The sequence below is a fragment of the Vogesella sp. LIG4 genome, assembly GCF_900090205.1.
GTDB lineage: Bacteria > Pseudomonadota > Gammaproteobacteria > Burkholderiales > Chromobacteriaceae > Vogesella.
This window is the reverse complement of the sequence record NZ_LT607802.1, coordinates 3600934-3619278: the sequence shown is the minus strand read 5'-3', so window position 1 is coordinate 3619278 and position 18345 is coordinate 3600934. Positions and strand designations below refer to the sequence as shown.

Annotated in this window: 18 protein-coding genes and 1 pseudogene; 13 read left to right on the top strand and 6 right to left on the bottom strand. The window is 59.4% G+C overall.

Translation table 11 applies throughout. The annotated features are described in order from the left end of the window. The 3 genes and pseudogenes from PSELUDRAFT_RS16795 to PSELUDRAFT_RS16780 form a co-directional block, all read left to right on the top strand. Positions 1–189 (top strand): annotated as a pseudogene (locus PSELUDRAFT_RS16795) (putrescine ABC transporter permease PotI); the annotation flags it as partial. A gap of 134 nt (positions 190–323) precedes the next feature. Then, positions 324–1850, top strand: coding sequence for a leucyl aminopeptidase (locus PSELUDRAFT_RS16790; protein ID WP_088967920.1), 1527 nt, complete (start codon positions 324–326; stop codon positions 1848–1850). Between the two features lie 387 nt (positions 1851–2237). Then, on the top strand, positions 2238–3071 hold the full coding sequence (locus PSELUDRAFT_RS16780; RefSeq protein WP_088967918.1) for a class II glutamine amidotransferase: 834 nt from the start codon (positions 2238–2240) through the stop codon (positions 3069–3071). 275 nt (positions 3072–3346) lie between these two features. Here PSELUDRAFT_RS16780 and PSELUDRAFT_RS16775 read toward each other — a convergent pair whose 3' ends face one another. Beyond that, positions 3347–4675 (bottom strand): chloride channel protein, encoded by a 1329-nt coding sequence (locus tag PSELUDRAFT_RS16775; RefSeq protein ID WP_088967917.1) that lies wholly within the window; start codon positions 4673–4675, stop codon positions 3347–3349. A gap of 326 nt (positions 4676–5001) precedes the next feature. On the opposite strand from PSELUDRAFT_RS16775, the gene PSELUDRAFT_RS16770 reads away from it, so the two are divergent. The 3 genes from PSELUDRAFT_RS16770 (at position 5002) to PSELUDRAFT_RS16760 (ending at position 7894) form a co-directional block, all read left to right on the top strand. Further along, positions 5002–5286 carry a hypothetical protein gene (locus tag PSELUDRAFT_RS16770; protein ID WP_088967916.1) on the top strand — a complete coding sequence of 95 codons (285 nt, stop codon included), beginning with the start codon at positions 5002–5004 and terminating at the stop codon, positions 5284–5286. Between the two features lie 233 nt (positions 5287–5519). Then, positions 5520–6602 carry an alpha/beta hydrolase gene (locus tag PSELUDRAFT_RS16765; protein WP_088968550.1) on the top strand — a complete coding sequence of 361 codons (1083 nt, stop codon included), beginning with the start codon at positions 5520–5522 and terminating at the stop codon, positions 6600–6602. Between the two features lie 173 nt (positions 6603–6775). Further along, the gene (locus PSELUDRAFT_RS16760; RefSeq protein WP_231895385.1) at positions 6776–7894 is read left to right on the top strand and encodes an MFS transporter; all 1119 of its coding nucleotides are present in this window, start codon (positions 6776–6778) and stop codon (positions 7892–7894) included. 102 nt (positions 7895–7996) lie between these two features. Here PSELUDRAFT_RS16760 and PSELUDRAFT_RS20150 read toward each other — a convergent pair whose 3' ends face one another. Next, on the bottom strand, positions 7997–8434 hold the full coding sequence (locus PSELUDRAFT_RS20150; RefSeq protein WP_157725166.1) for an MBL fold metallo-hydrolase: 438 nt from the start codon (positions 8432–8434) through the stop codon (positions 7997–7999). Between the two features lie 38 nt (positions 8435–8472). On the opposite strand from PSELUDRAFT_RS20150, the gene PSELUDRAFT_RS16755 reads away from it, so the two are divergent. Continuing rightward, complete coding sequence (locus tag PSELUDRAFT_RS16755; protein ID WP_088967914.1) at positions 8473–9393, top strand: AraC family transcriptional regulator; 921 nt, start codon at positions 8473–8475, stop codon at positions 9391–9393. Positions 9394–9638: 245 nt separating this feature from the next. Here the strand turns inward: PSELUDRAFT_RS16755 and PSELUDRAFT_RS16750 are convergent, their stop codons facing one another. Next, complete coding sequence (locus tag PSELUDRAFT_RS16750; RefSeq protein WP_231895249.1) at positions 9639–10598, bottom strand: LysR family transcriptional regulator; 960 nt, start codon at positions 10596–10598, stop codon at positions 9639–9641. A gap of 85 nt (positions 10599–10683) precedes the next feature. On the opposite strand from PSELUDRAFT_RS16750, the gene PSELUDRAFT_RS16745 reads away from it, so the two are divergent. Genes PSELUDRAFT_RS16745 through PSELUDRAFT_RS20045 form a run of 3 tightly spaced genes read left to right on the top strand, consistent with a single transcriptional unit; the run spans position 10684 to position 12978 of the window. Beyond that, positions 10684–11232: a carboxymuconolactone decarboxylase family protein gene (locus PSELUDRAFT_RS16745; RefSeq protein ID WP_088967912.1), complete on the top strand. Its 549-nt coding sequence runs from the start codon at positions 10684–10686 to the stop codon at positions 11230–11232. Between the two features lie 51 nt (positions 11233–11283). Next, entirely contained in the window at positions 11284–11877 is a 594-nt protein-coding gene (locus PSELUDRAFT_RS16740; RefSeq protein WP_088967911.1) for a pyridoxamine 5'-phosphate oxidase family protein, read from the top strand. A 9-nt stretch (positions 11878–11886) separates the two neighbouring features. Continuing rightward, positions 11887–12978, top strand: a complete 1092-nt coding sequence (locus tag PSELUDRAFT_RS20045; protein WP_088967910.1) for a methyl-accepting chemotaxis protein — start codon at positions 11887–11889, stop codon at positions 12976–12978. Between the two features lie 463 nt (positions 12979–13441). Here PSELUDRAFT_RS20045 and PSELUDRAFT_RS16730 read toward each other — a convergent pair whose 3' ends face one another. Next, complete coding sequence (locus tag PSELUDRAFT_RS16730) at positions 13442–14158, bottom strand: glutathione S-transferase N-terminal domain-containing protein (protein ID WP_088967909.1); 717 nt, start codon at positions 14156–14158, stop codon at positions 13442–13444. A 618-nt stretch (positions 14159–14776) separates the two neighbouring features. Here PSELUDRAFT_RS16730 and PSELUDRAFT_RS16725 point away from each other — a divergent pair. After that, positions 14777–15037, top strand: coding sequence for a hypothetical protein (locus PSELUDRAFT_RS16725; protein ID WP_088967908.1), 261 nt, complete (start codon positions 14777–14779; stop codon positions 15035–15037). A 253-nt stretch (positions 15038–15290) separates the two neighbouring features. Here PSELUDRAFT_RS16725 and PSELUDRAFT_RS16720 read toward each other — a convergent pair whose 3' ends face one another. Further along, complete coding sequence (locus PSELUDRAFT_RS16720; protein WP_088967907.1) at positions 15291–15704, bottom strand: hypothetical protein; 414 nt, start codon at positions 15702–15704, stop codon at positions 15291–15293. A 92-nt stretch (positions 15705–15796) separates the two neighbouring features. Here PSELUDRAFT_RS16720 and PSELUDRAFT_RS16715 point away from each other — a divergent pair, with 92 nt between their 5' ends. After that, entirely contained in the window at positions 15797–16690 is an 894-nt protein-coding gene (locus tag PSELUDRAFT_RS16715; protein WP_088967906.1) for a LysR family transcriptional regulator, read from the top strand. 147 nt (positions 16691–16837) lie between these two features. Here PSELUDRAFT_RS16715 and PSELUDRAFT_RS16710 read toward each other — a convergent pair whose 3' ends face one another. After that, entirely contained in the window at positions 16838–17434 is a 597-nt protein-coding gene (locus PSELUDRAFT_RS16710) for a TetR/AcrR family transcriptional regulator (protein ID WP_088967905.1), read from the bottom strand. A gap of 98 nt (positions 17435–17532) precedes the next feature. Here PSELUDRAFT_RS16710 and PSELUDRAFT_RS16705 point away from each other — a divergent pair, with 98 nt between their 5' ends. After that, complete coding sequence (locus PSELUDRAFT_RS16705; protein ID WP_157725165.1) at positions 17533–18342, top strand: 4'-phosphopantetheinyl transferase; 810 nt, start codon at positions 17533–17535, stop codon at positions 18340–18342. The last annotated feature ends 3 nt before the right edge of the window (positions 18343–18345 follow it).

The following is an 18345-nucleotide window of genomic DNA, read 5'->3' as shown; positions in this document are numbered from 1 at the left end:
CCGGGCTCCACCACGCTGCCGATGGTGATCTTCTCGCGGGTACGTCTGGGTCTGAACCCGGAAATGAACGCCCTGGCCACCCTGTTCATCACCGTGGTGACCGTGGGCGTGGTGCTGGCCAACCAGTTCATGCGCGCCCAGGAACGCCGCCGCGCCGAAGAAATGCGCCTGGCGTTCGTGCAGGAATAAACACAAGCAGGACCGTCAAAGGTTGGCCGCATGCGGCCAACCTGAGCTAGTTGCACCCCGCCAGATTGTGGCTCTTGCCTATTGGTCGCGACTCAATGTCACTGAGTCTGCCACCCGAGTTACGGAAATTTCCCATGGATATCTGCATCAAAAGCGGTAGCCCGGACAAGCAACGCACGGCCTGCGTGATTGTCGGCGTATATGAGGCGCGCAAGCTCAGTTTTGCCGCTGCACTAATAGACCGCGCTGCCAATGGCTATCTCAGCGACGTACTCAAATGCGGAGATATGGAAGGCAAGCTCGGCAGCACTCTGCTGCTGCATGCAGTGCCAAACACCTTGTGCGACCGGGTAATGCTGGTTGGCCTGGGGAAGGAGTTAGAGTTTCAAGCCAAGGAATATCGTGAGGTGATTCGGGCCTCCGTCAAGTCACTGGCAAAGACCTCCGCCAGCGAGGCGGTCAGCTATCTAAGCGAAATAACTATCAAAAAGCACAACGTGGAATGGATGATCGAGCAGGCAACAGTGGCAACGCTCGATGTCATGTACCGCTTCGACAGGTTTAAAAGCAAGATCGATGATTCACTCTGTGCGCTCAGGAAACTGACGCTGACCGTTTCGCGCCGTACCGACCTAGCTGTAGGCGTGAAAGGCTTGGCGCGTGGTCTTGCCATTGCCAGTGGCATGCGCTTTGCCAAGGATATGGGCAACCTGCCAGGCAATATATGCACACCAACCTATCTTGCCGAAAGCGCGCGCGAAATGGCCACCCAACTGGGAGCCGAGGCTGAAATTCTTGGGGAAAGCGAGATCCGGGCGCTCGGCATGGGTGCGTTTCTGTCGGTATCGCAAGGTTCGGACGAGCCACCATACCTGATAGTGCTCAAACACTATGGAGCCAAGGACAAGCAAGTGCGGCCGGTGGTACTGATCGGCAAGGGTATCACTTTCGATACTGGCGGTATCTCGCTCAAGCCGGGTGAGGCGATGGACGAAATGAAATTCGACATGTGCGGGGCTGCCGCTGTCCTGGGCGCCTTTCGTGCCGTTGCCGAGATGAAGCTTCCGATCAACCTCGTGGCCATCGTGCCTGCATGCGAAAATATGCCTTCCGGGCATGCAATCAAGCCGGGCGACATCGTAACCTCGATGTCGGGCCAGACAATCGAGATTCTTGACACGGATGCCGAAGGCCGGTTGATCCTATGTGATGCGCTGACCTACGCCGAACGCTTTACCCCGGCCGCTGTAATCGATGTGGCCACACTGACTGGCGCCTGCATCGTTGCTTTAGGCCATGTACTGTCTGGCCTGTTCAGTAATCATGATGCCCTGGCGCGCGAATTACTTGAGGCTGGCGAGGTAGTGGGGGACCGGGCCTGGCATATGCCACTGAACGAGGAGTACCACGAGCAACTCCAGAGCCCGTTCGCCGATATGGTGAACTTTGGTGGCCGGCCGGCTGGCAGTATTACGGCCGCGTGCTTCCTTTCACGCTACGCCAAAGCATACGATTGGGCGCACTTGGACATTGCCGGTACTGCTACACGAACGGGAAAAGATAAAGGTGCTACAGGCCGCCCTGTACCGCTGCTGGTGCAGTTTCTGCAAGCTCGTGCCAACCCCGCTCTCGCCAAAGTGGTTCGGCGAAAATCTGGCTGAATCGCTCTAATCTTGTAAGCACCCCCCCCATGGCCGGAAAGACCCGTAAAGCCGTCGATTAATCCATCCAGCCAATAAGGCCGCTTCGGCCGATCAGCTGGCTGATCACCATGCCCATCGGTAGGATCCTCGGCCGGAGCTGCCGATGGTACATATCTAAACCAGTCCGGTTTTGACCCGTGAGCCGTCGATATCTGTACTTGGCTGCGCAAGGCTGCAGCACACTGTTCTTGGCACTTTCGCAACTTCTCGCTTCGATGCCGAACCGACTTAAGGGGAAGGCCCACAGTAGCAGGCCTTGGGCGAAGTTAATGCGCAGGGCGACCCCTAACACCCAATATGAAAATGGGGCAGTGCCATAATGGATTTTCACTCCGGAGTCCAATCATGTGCCGCTGGCTCGCATACTCGGGAAACCCCGTTCCGCTTGAAACGGTGCTGTTTCAAGCAAAGCACTCCTTGATCGATCAGAGCCTGCATTCACGGCTCAGCACCTCAACCACCAATGGCGACGGTTTCGGCCTCGGCTGGTACGGGCACCCGGGCGAAACGCCATATCGCTACCGCAGCGTGCGCCCGGCGTGGAACGACCCCAACCTGCGCGAGGCGGCACGCGCCATCCATTCGCCGCTTTTTCTGGCCCACATCCGTGCCGCCACCGATACGCCGGTACAGGAGACCAACTGCCATCCGTTCCGGCACGGGCACTGGCTGTTCGTCCACAATGGCTTGGTGCGCGACTATCACACCGTGCGCCGTGATCTGATGCTGGCGGTGTCCCCCGAACTGTTCGCCTCGATAGAGGGGACGACCGATTCCGAACTGTTGTTCTTTCTTGCCTTGACATATGGCCTAGCGACCGAGCCGGTACTGGCGCTGGAGCGGATGGCAGCGCTGGTCGAGGAGACCGGGCGGCGCCATGGGGTGGAAGCGCCGCTGACGATGACCGTGTGCGCGACCGACGGGCAGCAGCTGGTCGCCGTGCGCTATTCCAGCGAGACACAGTCGCGCTCGCTGTTTCACAGCACGTCGTTCCACCACCTGCATGAACTGTATCCGGACGACCCGCGCATCACGGCTGCCGGCGACGATGCCTTCCTCGTGCTGTCCGAACCGCTTGTCGACCTGCCCGAGGTGTGGGAGGAAGTGCCGGAGCAAACCGCCATTGTGGCGCGCGCCAGCACGATCATGCAGCACCACTTCAACCCCCATCTGCCCTGAGGCGGGAGAGCCTACTGGATAATTTTCATTTTGCATTGATGGTAGAAGAACGGCCGGTATATGGCTTTGAATGGACGTTCGGGACGGGCAGGGTGAGGGGCAGCTTCGGCCGACGATCTGCCGCTGATCCCTCCTGGGGTTGCAGGTCGGCCAAAGCAGCCATCGAGTTTGTCACTTGAGATCAGTCGCTTCAGGGTTAAAAGCAGCCATTTGCGCTCCGCTCCGGCCGGAAGATAATTTGCCGAAGAACTGAACCATCGCCACGGTTCATTTAGTTATGACCTGTCATCCGAGGCATGGAGTGAGCCTTGTTTCGTGAATCTGTGTGCAAGGGTGTGATACAACGGCGGAGAAATTGCCTTGGAAAGAAGGCTGGCCAGAAAGGCGCAGGCAATCAGGCTGACAACCATGGCATGGCCGTCGATCATTTCCATCACGATGACAAATGCAGTAATGGGGGCCTGCGTCACTGCCGCCAGGAAGGCCGCCATGGACAAGGCGATCCAGACCGCGTTGTTGCTGGTGACTAAGTGTAAATTCGCCAGATCCTGCCCAATTCCTGCACCTACCGCCAGGCTGGGAGCAAAGATTCCGCCGGGAATGCCGGAATAGTAAGACAGCAGCGTTGCCAGTATTTTTCCTGGTGCATACCACCCGGGCAGTGGGGTAATACCGCTAAGGGCTTGCTGGGTAGGCAGGTAACCACTGCCGTGCACAGCACCATCTGACAGATATCCCAGCAGGGCCACCAGCAGGCCACACAAACCCGCAAACAGTACCGGCTGCTGTTGTTTGATCTGACCGGCAAGGCCTGGCCAAGAGGCGGCACCGGCAAGCATGAGCCGGGCAAATATCCCGCCACACAACCCTGCCACGCTGCCACTCAACAGAATGGGTAGCGCGAGCTGGCTGTCGATTGGACCCACAACGATCCGGCCAAAGTAGGTGTAGTTACCCTGCAGTGAAATGGAGATGACGCCGGCAAGAATAATGGCAGTCAACAGCACGCCATTCGTGCGCTCTTCGAATTTGCGGCCAAGTTCTTCGATGGCAAACACAATGCCGGCCAGCGGCGTATTGAAGGCGGCAGCGATTCCGGCAGCACCACCGGCAAGGATCAGATGATGCGAATGGATGGGAAAGCGTCTGGGCAACAGCTGGCGTACCGAATACATCAAGCTGGCCCCGATCTGCACTGAGGGCCCTTCGCGCCCACTGGAAAAACCACAAGCAAGAGCAGCCGTTCCCAGTAGCACTTTGCCGATGGCAATGCGCAGCGAAACCAGTTGCTGCTTACTGTGCTCAGGCGCCATTTTGAGCGCGGCGATCACTTGCGGGATGCCGCTACCCGCAGCGCCGTGGAAATACTGACGAGTCAGGTAAGTAATCAGCATGCCGCCTGCCGGTGTCAGCAGGAACGGTAGCCATGCAGATTGCAGTCGGAGCTGGTTGAAGAGGGTACTGGACCAATCGACCAGGCGCGCAAAGGCCACAATGACCAGCGCGGCCAGAATGGCTCCACTCCACACCACGAGTCGGCCTTTCCAGTGGCGCCAGTGGATCAGATGGAATAGACGGGAAAGTGGACGTTCCAGATACGGCATGATGACTCGGGGAAAAAGAGGGGGCGTGGCTCGATGGCCACGCCCCAGTCTAGTACTGATGCTGGTATCCACCCTGTAAGGGTCGCTCTCACACTCTTGATACCACGACAAGCTTAGCACGATTTTATTTTTGCACAAAAACAAAAACTGTCGAGGGTTTGCAGCGCGATCGCGGCACAAGCTCACCACGTGGCTACTTTGACGGACGAGGGGATTCACAGGTACACGACGAGTTTATGTTCAGGTATCCATCACGGGGTGGGGTCTTTGCGTATTGCTTGGGGGCAGTCTGGACGACCGCATGGTCTGAAGAAGGAGCCTGGTATTTGAAGGTGCTATTTGTGTTTGATGGCACGGCGCTGACCAGTGGCTGTGAGCGTGGCGAGTGGATCGCCATGTTCTGGCGGGCTGTTATCACAGAGGGCAAGGGAGGGCGTCGCGATTACGACTGTTGGTATCAGGAGGGGGAAGGGGGCGACCATGAAGGTTTTCAAACCTGGCAGGGTAAGTCGGGTGATGACGTGTCTTACCGATTGATCCGGCAGCAGGGACAGGGGGATGCCGTGCTTCAAGTAATTGGCGGACCAAGAGCACAAGAGCAGCTTCAGTGACGTGGCGCTCATACGCTGATTCTCATGTTGGCATTCGCAGAATAGCGTGCTCTCTTTAACGGGAAATAACGTTGTGGCTAATCCGGTTCTATGCGGGATTAGGCAAGAATGCCGCAGGACTGTGATATCGCCCTGCGCACCGTGATTCGTACACTTTCTGGCAAGGGGTACCGATACATCCGCGGGTGTTGACGTACTGTTTTTGGATTGAACAACTGCCGGAGGTGTACAACATGGGCATCACAATATCCAGAAAGCGCTTCATCCTGAGCGCCATGGCTGCGGGTATGGCGCTAGCCATCAGCAGCCATGCTGTGCGTGCCGTGGCCGCTCCTCTCGCAACAGAGGAGCATGCCATGCAACTGACGCAAGAATGGGATAAGACCTTTGCCAAGAGCGACAAGGTAGACCACCAAAAAGTCACCTTCAAAAACCGCTACGGTATCACCCTGGCTGCTGATCTATACCTGCCAAAGAACCGCCAAGGCCTGCGTCTAGCCGCACTTGTGGTGGGCGGCCCGTTTGGTGCGGTGAAGGAACAAGCTTCAGGCTTGTATGCGCAATCCATGGCCGAGCGTGGCTTTGTCACACTGGCGTTCGATGGTTCCTACACCGGCGAGAGCGGTGGCGAACCACGAAATGTGGCATCACCCGATATCAATACCGAGGACTTCATGGCGGCAGTGGACTTCATCGGTCTGCAGTCCTACGTCGATCGGGAGCGCATCGGTGCCATTGGCATTTGTGGCTGGGGTGGCATGGCGCTGAATGCGGTGGCAGTCGACAAGCGTGTCAAAGCCGTGGTGGCCAGCACCATGTACGATATGACCCGCGTCATGTCCAGGGGCTACAACGACAGCGTTACGCCGGAACAACGCCGTAAGACGCTTGAACAACTGAGCCGCCAGCGCTGGGAAGATGCGGCCAACGGCCAGCCCGCCTACCAGCCTGCCTACAACAAGTTGAAGGGGGGCGAACCGCAGTTCCTGCTGGACTACGCCGACTACTATATGACTCCGCGTGGCTACCATCCGCGGGCTGTCAACTCGGGCAATGCGTGGACGGTGACGACGCCGCTGTCATTCATGAACATGCCCATCCTTAGCTACATCAAGGAAATCTCGCCGCGCCCCATCCTATTCGTGCATGGCGAGTTGGCCCATTCCCGCTACTTTGCCGAAACTGCGTACGCCGCGGCAGCCGAACCGAAGGAACTGCTGATCGTCAAGGGCGCCAACCATGTCGATTTGTACGATCGTGTCGACCGCATTCCGTTTGATGCCATTGCTGACTTCTTCGGCAAGAACCTGAAGTAATCGCTTCCCTCAGGTTGCTGGACTACCCACGGTGGTGAGTAGTCCAGCCATGTCTTCATGCGTGCGCCACGGTTCTCGTGCTGCACGATCTGCCTCTTCTTGGGAATTCCATGTCTAATTTTTCTAGCGCTTCTGCCTCCAGCGCGGCACCGCATCGTAGCGCTGTCTTGTCGATGTCTTTCTGCGTGGCGATGCTGATTGCTGCTGAGTTCATGCCGGTCAGCCTGTTGACGCCACTAGCCGCTGACCTGGGTGCCAGCGAAGGCATGGCCGGACAAGCCATTGCCATTTCCGGCTTTTTTGCCGTGCTGGCGAGCCTGCTGATTACCCGTGTATGCCGGGGCATGGATCGGCGCCACGTGCTACTGGGCCTGACCGGTCTGATGCTGCTTTCGCTGGCTTGTATGGCACTGGCACACAACTTTGGCGTACTGATGTTGGCACGGGCGCTGCTGGGAGTCGTGGTTGGCGGCTTTTGGTCGTTGGCCACGGCAACAGTAAGCCGGTTGGTGCCGGCGGCAGCCGTGCCGTCTGCACTGGGGGCTCTGTATACCGGCAACGCTGTGGCTACCACGTTGGCCGCACCGCTGGGCAGCTATCTCGGCGGTCTAGTGGGGTGGCGCGGTGTGTTCTGGCTGATGGTGCCGCTGGTGGCCCTGAACCTGTGGTGGCAATGGCGTAGCCTGCCACCCATGCCCGCCCGGCAGACTGCGGCCAACCTCAGGCTGCGTAGCTTGTGGGCACGCTCTCACGTGCGGGTCGCCATGCCGGCGGTGATGTTGACTTTTGCGGGTGCTTTTACCAGCTTTACCTACTTCCGTCCGTTCCTCGAATCACAAACCCACGTTTCGCTGCCACAGCTCTCACTGCTGCTATTTGTGCTGGGTGTGGCGGGTTTTGCCGGCACACACTTGGCCAGCCGTCTACTGACATCGCATCTGTATCGCTTGCTGGGCGGGCTGCCGCTATTGCTGGCCCTGGCCACACTGGCCTTGTTGCTTACCGGCAGCGTGCCAGTGTGGGCAGCACTTTGTCTGCTGATCTGGGGTGGATTGAACGCCGCGATTCCGGTGAGTTGGTCCGCCTGGCTGGCGCACAGCCTGCCAGATGCGCAGGAGGCCGGTGGCGGCTTGCTGGTGGCCGCTATCCAGCTGGCAATTTTGCTGGGCGGTGCGCTGGGTGGCGCGCTGCTGGATCACCTCTCGATCCACGCGACGTTTCTGGGCGGGATGGTTCTGCTGTTGCTCGGCGCCTCCCTGGTCGGCCGCGGTCAGCGCTTGATGCCTGTTTGAGTCAGTGTCATTTACGGCATGTTTTTTACCGTGAGTTAATTAGTGGCGACGCTTTGCCACCACGGGGTCGATGCAGTCACTGTACTGTCCTGGTCGACTGACTCACTGATGCGCGGTGTTCGCTGCTGGTAGGCACGGCGCTGGCTGGCTGCCACGATACGCTCGAATGGCGTGTTCCAGCGGTGTCTTGCTAGGCTGAAGCGACACACCGCGTGCCGGCAGTAGCCGCCGCGCGCCCAACTGCGTGGCGGCCAGAGCGGACTCTTCGGACGTCATGTGTAACAGCGGCCAGCGTGTATGGTACATGCCCCATGTCCAGGGCCCTCTGGTCAAACGGCCCAGTCGTTGGCCGATATCGCGGAAGTGCGGCCTGTAGCCGCTATCACCACTGAATAGCGGGCGCTTCTGCTCCGACATCAGTACGTAGCCCGTCCATGGTCCATTCTTGATGCGAAGTTGTATGAACCCATGGTCTGATCCCCCAGATTGCTTGCCTGATCCTGTAAGTGCATGGAAATCAAGCAGACAGAACCAATTCATGGCGCTAGGGTACGATTTATCGAACAAAGGACAACCCGATGGACTCGGTTTCTGCTTCTCAAACGACATCATCCGCGCTGCAGGTACAGTTGATAGCGGCCATCGCCAGGCGTACTCAGGGCAACGAGGATCGCCAAACCGCCGTCCCTAACCTCAGTTTTTTCCGGCGCGAACAAGGCACTGAACCGTGTGCTTGCATGGTGGAGCCCAGCGTGGTGCTGGTGGTGCAGGGGGCAAAGCAGATGTTGGTTGGCGATCAGTCCTACCCTTATGACGCCAGCCATTTCCTGCTGAACTCGGTTGACTTGCCGGCCAGCTCACAAGTGCTGGATGCCAGTGTCGAGCAGCCCTGTCTTGGCCTGGTGCTGCGCCTAGATCTGCGCATCATGGCCGAGCTGATTGCCCAGGGAGGGCTTGCTGCGCCACAGAACAAAGGCCATCACCATGGTATGGCCCTTGGCACGATTACGCCGGAGCTGCATGCCGCCTTCGGCCGCCTGCTGTCGCTGCTGGATGAGCCGGAGCACATCGCCATTTTGTCGCCACTGATCCAACGGGAAATCCATTATCGCTTGCTGATGAGCGATCAGGCGGCGCGTCTGTGGCAAACACTGGCTACTGGCAGCTACAGTCAGCGCATTGCCAGGGCAATCGACTGGCTGAAATCGCATTACACCGAGCCGCTCAGAATTGACGAGCTCGCGGCGCGTATCCAGATGAGTCCCTCCAGTCTGCATCACCATTTCCGTCAGCTCACGGCTATGAGCCCTCTGCAATATGTGAAGTGGCTGCGACTGAATGAAGCCAGGCGCCTGATGCTGAATGAAAGAATGGATGCCGCCACGGCAGCATTCCGTGTGGGCTATGAAAGCCCGTCACAGTTTAGCCGCGAGTATGGCCGCCTGTTTGGTTTGCCACCGAAGCGGGATATTTCACAGCTGTTGCAAACTGGGACTTAAGTGAAGACTGGCACACACCCAGCAAATAGCACGAGATGCTAGGCCGACCTGCAGCCAACCAGGAAGGATCAGCGGCAGATCGTCGGCCTAAGCCGCCCTTCAGCCTCTATTCTAGTTTAGTCGGCAATATGCCAGATAACTGCCGCTCAACTGCTTATAGAGTTCAATGGTCGCTTTTGTAAGCAGCGCAGGACTGCCCACGATTCGAAGCGGTAATGTCTCTTCAGCACTAGCATCAAGGGCTGTCAGTATCGCCCAGGCGTCCCTGCACGCAGGCTGGCCACCAAATGGTCAACCAGTGCGCGAACCTTGGCCGCCCCATTGGGGCCGCTGCGGTGTACTACATGGATGGGCAAGGACGGCGGCTCGTATTCGGTCAGTAGCACCTGCAGGCGTCCTGCGCTTTCCCATTCCCTGATCTGATATGAGAGTAACCGGGTAATGCCCGCGCCCCGGGTCGCCGCGACGATAGCCGCATCGTTGCTGCTGACCTGCATACGGGGGTGGATACGAACCGCCAGAGGCATACCTTGAGCCTGGAACTTCCACTCGACGGTAGGGCTGACGGCAGAGGCCGAGATAATCTGGTGTCCCAGCAACTGCTCAGGGTGTGTCGGAGTGCCATTCCGCGCCAGATATTCGGGCGAGGCGCAGACCACGCGGCGCACCTCACCCACACGCTGAGCCCGCAAGTCAGAGTCGGGCAACTCGCCGATGCGTACGCCGACGTCAATCCCTTCTTCGAGCATATTTACTACCCGGTCGAGGAACAGCGCCGAAATCTGCAATTGTGGATGCTGATGCATGAACTCGACCAGCACCGGGGTGACGTGGATCCTGCCAAACAGAGTGGGGGCAGTCACTGCTACATGGCCGCGTAGGCCGGCGTTGATCCCGGCGGCGGCATCGTCGGCTTCGTCGGCCTCGGCGAGGATTCGCCGCGCGTCTTCCAGATAGCGCTGCCCTGCTTCAGTGGTGCGCACCAGGCGCGTAGTCCGGTGCAACAGCTTGACCCCGAGACGTGCCTCCAGGGCGGCCACCGCGCGAGTCACTGCCGGGGCCGAGAGACCCAGACGACGGGCCCCGCCGGCAAAGCTTTCGGCCTCGGCTACCGCGACAAAAGTGCTCATCAGATGAAAGCGGTCCATTTTATTGTTCCACTTAATGGAATAATCAATTGTGTTCCATGAGGATTCTTCTTTCAAGTGGGGTTTGGCAAAGTGATGTCACCCGCTGCTGCACCGCTTGTCGTGGCAGCGAGGCCCTTCCCACTCAATCAGGAGAATCACCATGTCCCGTCTGCCCATCCCCGCCGTCGAACACGCACTGCCCGCTGCTCAACCTCTGCTCGCAGCGGTCCATCAGCAACTGGGCGTGGTTCCCAATCTGATGAAACTGGTGGGCAACAGCCCGGCTGCTCTCGAAGGCTACCTGGCGCTCAACGGTGCACTCGCCAAAGGTAACCTCGATGTGCGCCTGCGTGAGCGGATCGCGCTGACCGTGGCCGAGCTCAACGGCTGCGCCTACTGCCTGGCCGCCCATAGCTACCTGGCGACGAATCTGGCCAAGCTCGACGCCGCCGAGGTGGACGCCGCCCGAGACGGCCACTCCGCCGATACCAAGGCCGATGCGGCGCTGCGCTTTGCCCGCCGGGTGGTCGAGTCGCGCGGTCAGGTGAGCGATGCCGAACTCGCCGCCTTGCAGGCCGCCGGCTTCGGTCCCGGCGAAGTAGTCGAGATCGTGCTCAACGTAGCCCTCAATCTGCTGACCAACTACGTCAATAACGTAGCTGCCACCGAGATCGACTTCCCCGTGGTCGAGCTGCGTAAAACCGCCTGATGCCCGTCGCCCCGCCTGGCGCGGGGCGCCACATCGAGCAGGAGATCCGCCATGCCCCGCGCCTTTGCCCGCATCGCCTTCACCCCCCGTGTCCTTGCTGCCCAAGAAGCCCACGGCAGCCGCCAGGCCTATCGCCCGCTGCTTGAAGGGACGGATCGCGACGACCCGAACCCTGGGAGCCAACTGGGCCCACGTGAAGCCGCCTTCATTGCCGAGCGCAGCAGCTTCTACCAGGCCACGGTGTCCGAGACAGGCTGGCCCTATGTCCAGCACCGGGGCGGACCGGTCGGTTTCCTGCGGGTGCTTGATGCCAGAACGTTGGCCTACACCTCCTTCGCCGGCAACCGCCAATACATCAGCGAAGGCAACTTGGCCGGTGATGACAGGGTGGCGCTGATCCTGACCGACTACGCCAACGGGCGCCGCCTCAAACTGTGGGGCCGTGCCTCGCTGCTGGAGGCCGCCGCCGCGCCGCAGCTCTGCGAAGCCTACAGCGATCGGGAGTATAGCGCTCCGGTCGAGCGGCTGATCCTCATCCGCGTCGAGGCCTTTGACTGGAACTGCCCCAAGCACCTGCCTCGGCTTTACGACGAAGCCCAAGTGCGCGTCATCATCGAAGCCGACCGACAGCGTCGGAAAGACTAGGGAGCCCTCATGTTTGTCCCAGGGAAACACCTGAGCGCCGCTTTGGCGCGCATTGCCCAGCTAGAAAGCGAATTGGCCGGACGAGATGCCGAGCTGGCGCAGGCCGATGCCCAACTCCGCGCCAGCGACACGCAGTGGCAGAGTGCCGAAGCACGCTACACGCAAACCCGGCAGTTACTCGAACAACTGCAAAGCGTCGGCACCGCCATGACCCACGCGCAGACCAGCATGGGCGATCTGGCCCAGGGCATGCGTGCCGAACGGGACCGTGCCCGCAAAACCTGCGCCGTCGCCGATCAATGCACCATAGAGATATCCGCCATCGCCGAACAGCTCGGCCACCTTGCAAGGGACTCGGTCGCCGCCGCCGAACAGGTATCCAGCCTGGATGGACGCGCCCGGCAGATCGGCGGCATCGTGCAATTGATCAAGGACATTGCCGACCAGACCAACCTGCTCGCCCTCAATGCTGCCATCGAGGCTGCCCGCGCAGGCGATGCCGGGCGCGGCTTCGCGGTAGTGGCCGACGAGGTACGCAAGCTGGCAGAACGGACTACCGGTGCGACCGGCGAAATCGCCGACTTGGTCGCTGCTATGCGTAATGACAGCACGGTTAGCCGCAGCCAGATGGAAATTCTTGCTACGCAAGCGGGGGAGTTCAGCCGCAATGGCAAGGCCGCCGCCGCCACCATGAGCCACGTCCTCAAACTATCGCGCCTTGCAGAGGGCAGCACGGCAGCCTCATCCCTGCGGGGCTTTTGCGAGGTGGCCAAGATCGACCATCTACTCTTCAAGTTCCGCGTATATCGCGTCCTCTTTGGCATGTCGCAAGAAGGCGCACAAGACTTCGTTGACCACACCCAGTGCCGCCTTGGCCAATGGTACTACACCGGCGAAGGGCAGCAGCACTCTCACCTGCCGGTCTACAAAGACATGGATGCACCGCACCTGAGCCTGCACAAACACGTTCAGGACGCTCTGACTGCCCACAGCCGAGGTGATCCTGTCGCCACCCTGGCCGCCGTGGTCGCCATGGAGGCGGCTGGTAGCCAAGTACTGGCCGCGCTTGAGAGCATGGCGCAGGTGGCGGAGTCCGCCTAGCCAGCAAATCTCATGGCGCCCAACCAACCCTGACGTCATTGCAATGACTTCGCCATGGCGACAGCTCTGCTCAGAAACCAGCGGTTAGACCACGTTGCCTTGAACGGCCGGAACGGGTCGAATGCCGACTTGGCTCAGTGGTAAAGCAACAATCCCGCCTCTCAAGTAACCAATGGCCGGTCTGTAACCAGAACCGGCCATTTTTCATGGAGAAGATAATCGGCCGCTCTGGCCGACGATCTGCCGCTAATCCCTCCTGGGCGGCTACAGCGGTCATGCCGGTCGGAGGGGCCGATAGCCACTTCTGACCCACTGCAGACCTTCGTGTGACAGCTGGCTGAAAGTCCGTTTTAGTCCTTTCGAAGGGCTATGCTCCAGCCATTGTTAGCGGAGTAACGTGGCATACAGCCCCGAGCGAGAGCAGGGCATTTCTGACGTAGTCTCTCTTAATCTTCGCACGCTCTTACACAGGGGCTGCGTCCCGGCTGGGAATGGTCAGCCCTCTTGCCACGGCTGGGCGTGCGAGGAATTGATCCAACGCGCGCGTGACATGCGGAAAATCCGCAATCCCCACCAGTTCACCGGCCTCGTAGTAACCGATCAGGTTGCGCACCCAGGGGAAGATCGCCATGTCGGCAATCGTGTAGGCATCTCCCATGAGCCACTTGCGGTCGGCGAGTCTCTGGTTGAGTACGCCAAGTAAGCGCCGGGACTCGGCAATGTAGCGGTCGCGTGGCCGCTTATCTTCATACTCCTTGCCAGCGAACTTGTTGAAGAACCCCACCTGTCCAAACATCGGGCCGATGCCGCCCATCTGGAACATCAGCCATTGCAGCGTCTCGTAGCGGCCCGCCGGATCCTGCGGCATGAATTTTCCCGCCTTGTCGGCAAGATAGACGAGAATCGCACCGGATTCGAACAACGGCAGTGGCTTTCCACCCGGACCATTCGGATCGATGATCGCCGGGATCTTGTTGTTCGGATTAAGCGACAGGAACTCCGGCGACATCTGCTCGTTGGTTTCGAAGCTCACGAGATGCGGTTCGTAAGCCAGGCCGGTTTCTTCCAACATGATCGATACCTTGACACCGTTGGGCGTCGGCAAGGAATAGAGTTGGATACGGTCGGGATGGCGCGCGGGCCGTTTCTTCGTGATCGGAAAGGCGGAGAGGTCGGTCATGGTTTCCTTTGCATGTTGTTCGCAATCAAAGCGACCAATATGATATTCGATCGGCATAATCGGTCAACGGGCAGTTCATCTTCAACAAGGAAGAACCCGCTCACTTATGGAGAAGTAGCGAGCACGCCCTCAACCATCCTTACATCTAGAGCTCGCGCTTCTGGTGGCAGAACGCCCCGTAGCTCGTTGAAGAGTGAGCCAATCATCTGACTAACGAGGACGGCATCCAGGAGTGTGACGGGGCGGGTCGACAAGGGCATCTCTTACTCTCCCTACTCCAATAATCCGCAGATTCTGGCAGACAACTCAATCACCCCGCAATACATCCGAAATGCAATGCCAATACGGAGCATGGCGCCAGTACACGGTCCGCGGCTTGCTACTACGTGCTCGACATTGCATCCGATCGCTGCGACAGGCTGCCGACGACCGTATGATGGGGGCAACGCCTGATGAGTTCCGTAAACAGATCGTGCAGCTGGCGTGATTAGAGCAACGGCCATGCTGTCACGAAGCTGATTGTTGGATTGTTTGAAGTAGCAAAATGACCGTCTTTCTACCTGGCAGCATGGGGCATGCTTTTGATAAAGAAGCAGCCACTCCAAACATCAGTCATGCATGACTGCTTTGGCCGACCGGCTGAGCGAGCCGCAAACACCGGACCTGATCGGTAGGCCGATTGCCTCGGTGGGGTACGGTCTGTACGGCACGGTGCTGTGGAAGGTGCCGCCCCAGGAGAACCGAGTGTTCGTCGGGTTTGACGACAGCATGCCGGGGCTGTGGTTGAACGACTGGTTTGATGCCCATCTGGCCAGACGCCAACAGGTGTTGTGCCGCAATGAGCTGGCCACGAAGCTGTGGGCAGCGGGTGAAGGCTGAGGAATTGCCCTTTTGCCGCATTTCCTGGGGAGGCTGTTTCCAGAGCTGGTGTGTCTAGAAGTTGAGGCGCCACTGGCCCGCCCCCTACGCGTGTTGATGCACCCTGATGTGCGCAAGGCGCAGCGGGTCAGGGTGCTGGTAGATTTTCTGGTGACTTTGTTTCGACGGGTGGATTTGTCGCAGTGATGCGCTGATGACTTCGCCTAGGCTGGCATGTGGTTGGCCGGCAGGTCTTGAAGTGCTTGCTCGACACTCAACGGCGCAACAACAGCCACAGCCCGCCTGAACAGAGCAACATGCCGGCAAGCCGCTCCAGTGTAGGTTGCTCACGGTACAGCAGATAGCCAAGCGGAAGGAGCATCAGGGTGGTTAGCACATTGGCGCTCAAGGCGGTGTAACCCATGCTCCAGCCGGCGCGGTAAGCGAGCAGGAAGCCCACCTCGATACCGATAATGCCAAGGGACGCACCCAGGATGCTCCAGTTGAGCTGACTCAGGCTACGGCTACCGGTGGGGTAGAGCGCCATGCCCGCCAGACTAATCAATAAGGCGAAGGCATAAATGGCCACGAGCGAAAAGAACGGGTTGAGCGTGTTGGGCAGGTGCTTGAGTGACAGGTGATAAGTTACCGAGCCTGCCACTGCCACCAGAATTGTCATGAAGTACATGATGATGTCCTGAGTGGAGGGTGCTTGATTGTGGCTCGGCAGTAAAGTTATAGGTAGACTGCATCTTATTAGACCAGCTATAAGCTTACGTTATGGCCATTGACCTCGATACCGGCTTGCTACGTGCTTTCGTGGCCGTGCTGCGTGCAGGCAGCATCAACCGGGCTGCCAGTGGGCTAGCCCGCACACAGCCGGCGCTGAGCCAACAGATCCGCAAATTGGAGGAGCATGTCGGCCAGACGCTGCTGCAGCGTTCTCCACGCGGCATTGTGCCGACAATGGCCGGAGCGGCATTGTTGCCATACGCCGAACGCATCCTGGCGCTGACTGACGAGTTGGTGCCCGGTTGTGGCGCGGGTGAGCAGGCTGAGGAGGTGTGCTATCGCATCGGCTTGATCGAGGATATCGTTGGGGCGCGACTGGTGACGGTGCTGAGTGATTTCGTTGCAGCTCATCCTCGTTGGCAGCTGAGCATAACGGTGGCGCCAACCACCCGGCTAGGCGAGCTACTTGCTGCCGGTGAGCTAGACCTAATCATCGCTGACCCAGCCTGGCCGCTAGGTTTGACGCCCCGCTGGCAGGTGTCCTGTCCCTTGCTGTGGGCAGGCCTGGCAACGCTCGACCTGACAGCTTCTCCGTTGCCGCTGGTGCTCTTTGCAGCACCTTGCCTGTGGCGTGATATTTCACTCGCCAGTCTGCAGCAGGCCGGTTTGACATGGCGTTGCGGATTCGAGAGCTCTAATCTGCAGGCGGTGCAGGTGGCACTACAGGCTGGTCTTGGCGTCAGTACCCTGCTTGCGGGCACGTTACCGGCCGGGGTGCAGGCCCTGCGTCATGAACGCTTGCCGGCTTTGCCTCCGGTGCAGTTGGCGCTCTATGCGCGTGAGGGTTCCGAGCCGGGGGTAGAGCAGTTGTGTCGGTTGTTCTATAGGGAAATCAGTGGATTATCACTGTCGGTGGAGTCGGTTGGTGCTAGTTTCCTCTAGCCTGCAGATTTCACGCGAACTTTCTTTTTGCGCCGGCCTTAACCGCTTTCTTTAAGTACGCAGCCAATGTTTTTACTGCAAGCTGAAGCTGGGGCAGACCACCAACGGCCCAAGAGTGTCTGGAGAGGCTGGGGGCGATTCACTTCTTCACGCCTTCGCTCTACACAGGGAGGCGAGGGCGATATCGATGACATCGTTCAGGCGCTGCGGCTGTTCGACTCCTCTATAGCCACGGCCCAGCACACGCAGGCCCTGAATGGTAGCGACAATGAAACGCGCCAAGGCGGTGGGCGATTTGTCGGCGGAGATCTCTCCCTGTTGCTGTCCTCGCTGTATCAGGGCGGTAAGGGCAACCTCAAGGGTATTGAAGTGTTCGCCCAGCAAGCTGGTTACCATACTGTCGCGTCCGCCAAGTTCCAGTGCCGTATTAGCCACCAGGCAGCCACAACAGGATGCGTCGGTCAGTTCGTCCGTGGCAATCTGCTGCAACAGGGCACGCACGCGAGCTACGGCAGAGCCATCCTCAGCCAGCAGGGCAACGATGGCCGCAGTCTGGCCATGGTAACGGCGCAAGGCGTGCTGAAACAGGCCGTGTTTGCTCTCAAAGGTGTTGTAAAGGCTGCTGCGCGATAGGCTGGTTCCCTCGACCAGATCCTGGATCGACGTGGCGGCATAGCCTTTCTGCCAGAAAATGCGCATAGCCGCGTCGGCTGCGTCGTCGGGATGAAAATGAGGGATATGCATAGTAATCGGCAAATGGGAGTGGAGTGGTTGACGTTGACTTCGCTACTTGACCGTTCGTCCACGGAAGAGCTGGCTGGTGCTCTGTTAGTATGCTCGGCATGTCTGCAAGCGCAAAAGGCTATCACACCATGTTAAGCGATGTTGGGCAGGCGGGCGTATTGCCCACGCTGCTGCATTGGCTGTCAATCCGGGGCATGGAGGCCGCCGCCAGCCTGACTGCATTGTGGCGACCGTGGCCACTGCAGACGGGTAAGGTGGCGACAGCTGCCTTGTCGCTGCCGGCGCTGGACGCTTTGCTGGGGGATGTCACACCCGCCAGCCTGCACCCTGCAATTCCCGCACAGGCAGTCCGCTCCCGGCAGATGTCTTTTCTGGCCGGTCGTTTGTGTGCTGAACAGGCGCTGGCCAGCTTGCATATGCACGGAGCGGTGGTCGGGCGCGATGCAGCAGGTATGCCCCGGTGGCCTGACGGCGCCACGGGGGCCATTACCCATAGCCCTGATCTTGCTGCAGCAGTGGCGGCATTCAGTACGGAACCCGGCGAGTTGGGGCTGGATTGCGAACCGTTGGCGACCGGCGATCGGCTGGACAGTATTCTGGCTGTCTGCTGTACCGCTGCAGACCGTGCCTACTTGCCTCGGGAGGACCTGGCCGCCGTGGCCACTCTGATCTTTTCGGCCAAAGAGGCCGGCTACAAGGCCATGTCTTACCGCCTTGGCCGCATCGTTGAATTCACCGAATTCGAAGTCTGCCAGCTGGAACGGGATGCCGGCCGCTTGTGGCTGGCGCCGGCCGCTCACAGTGAATGGCAACACCGAATCCAGCCGTTCGAGGTGAATTTTGCTTTTGCAGCAGGTAGCGTACACACCTCAGTCGATCTGCGTGGCCGTGTGTGGTGGACTCCTTGATAC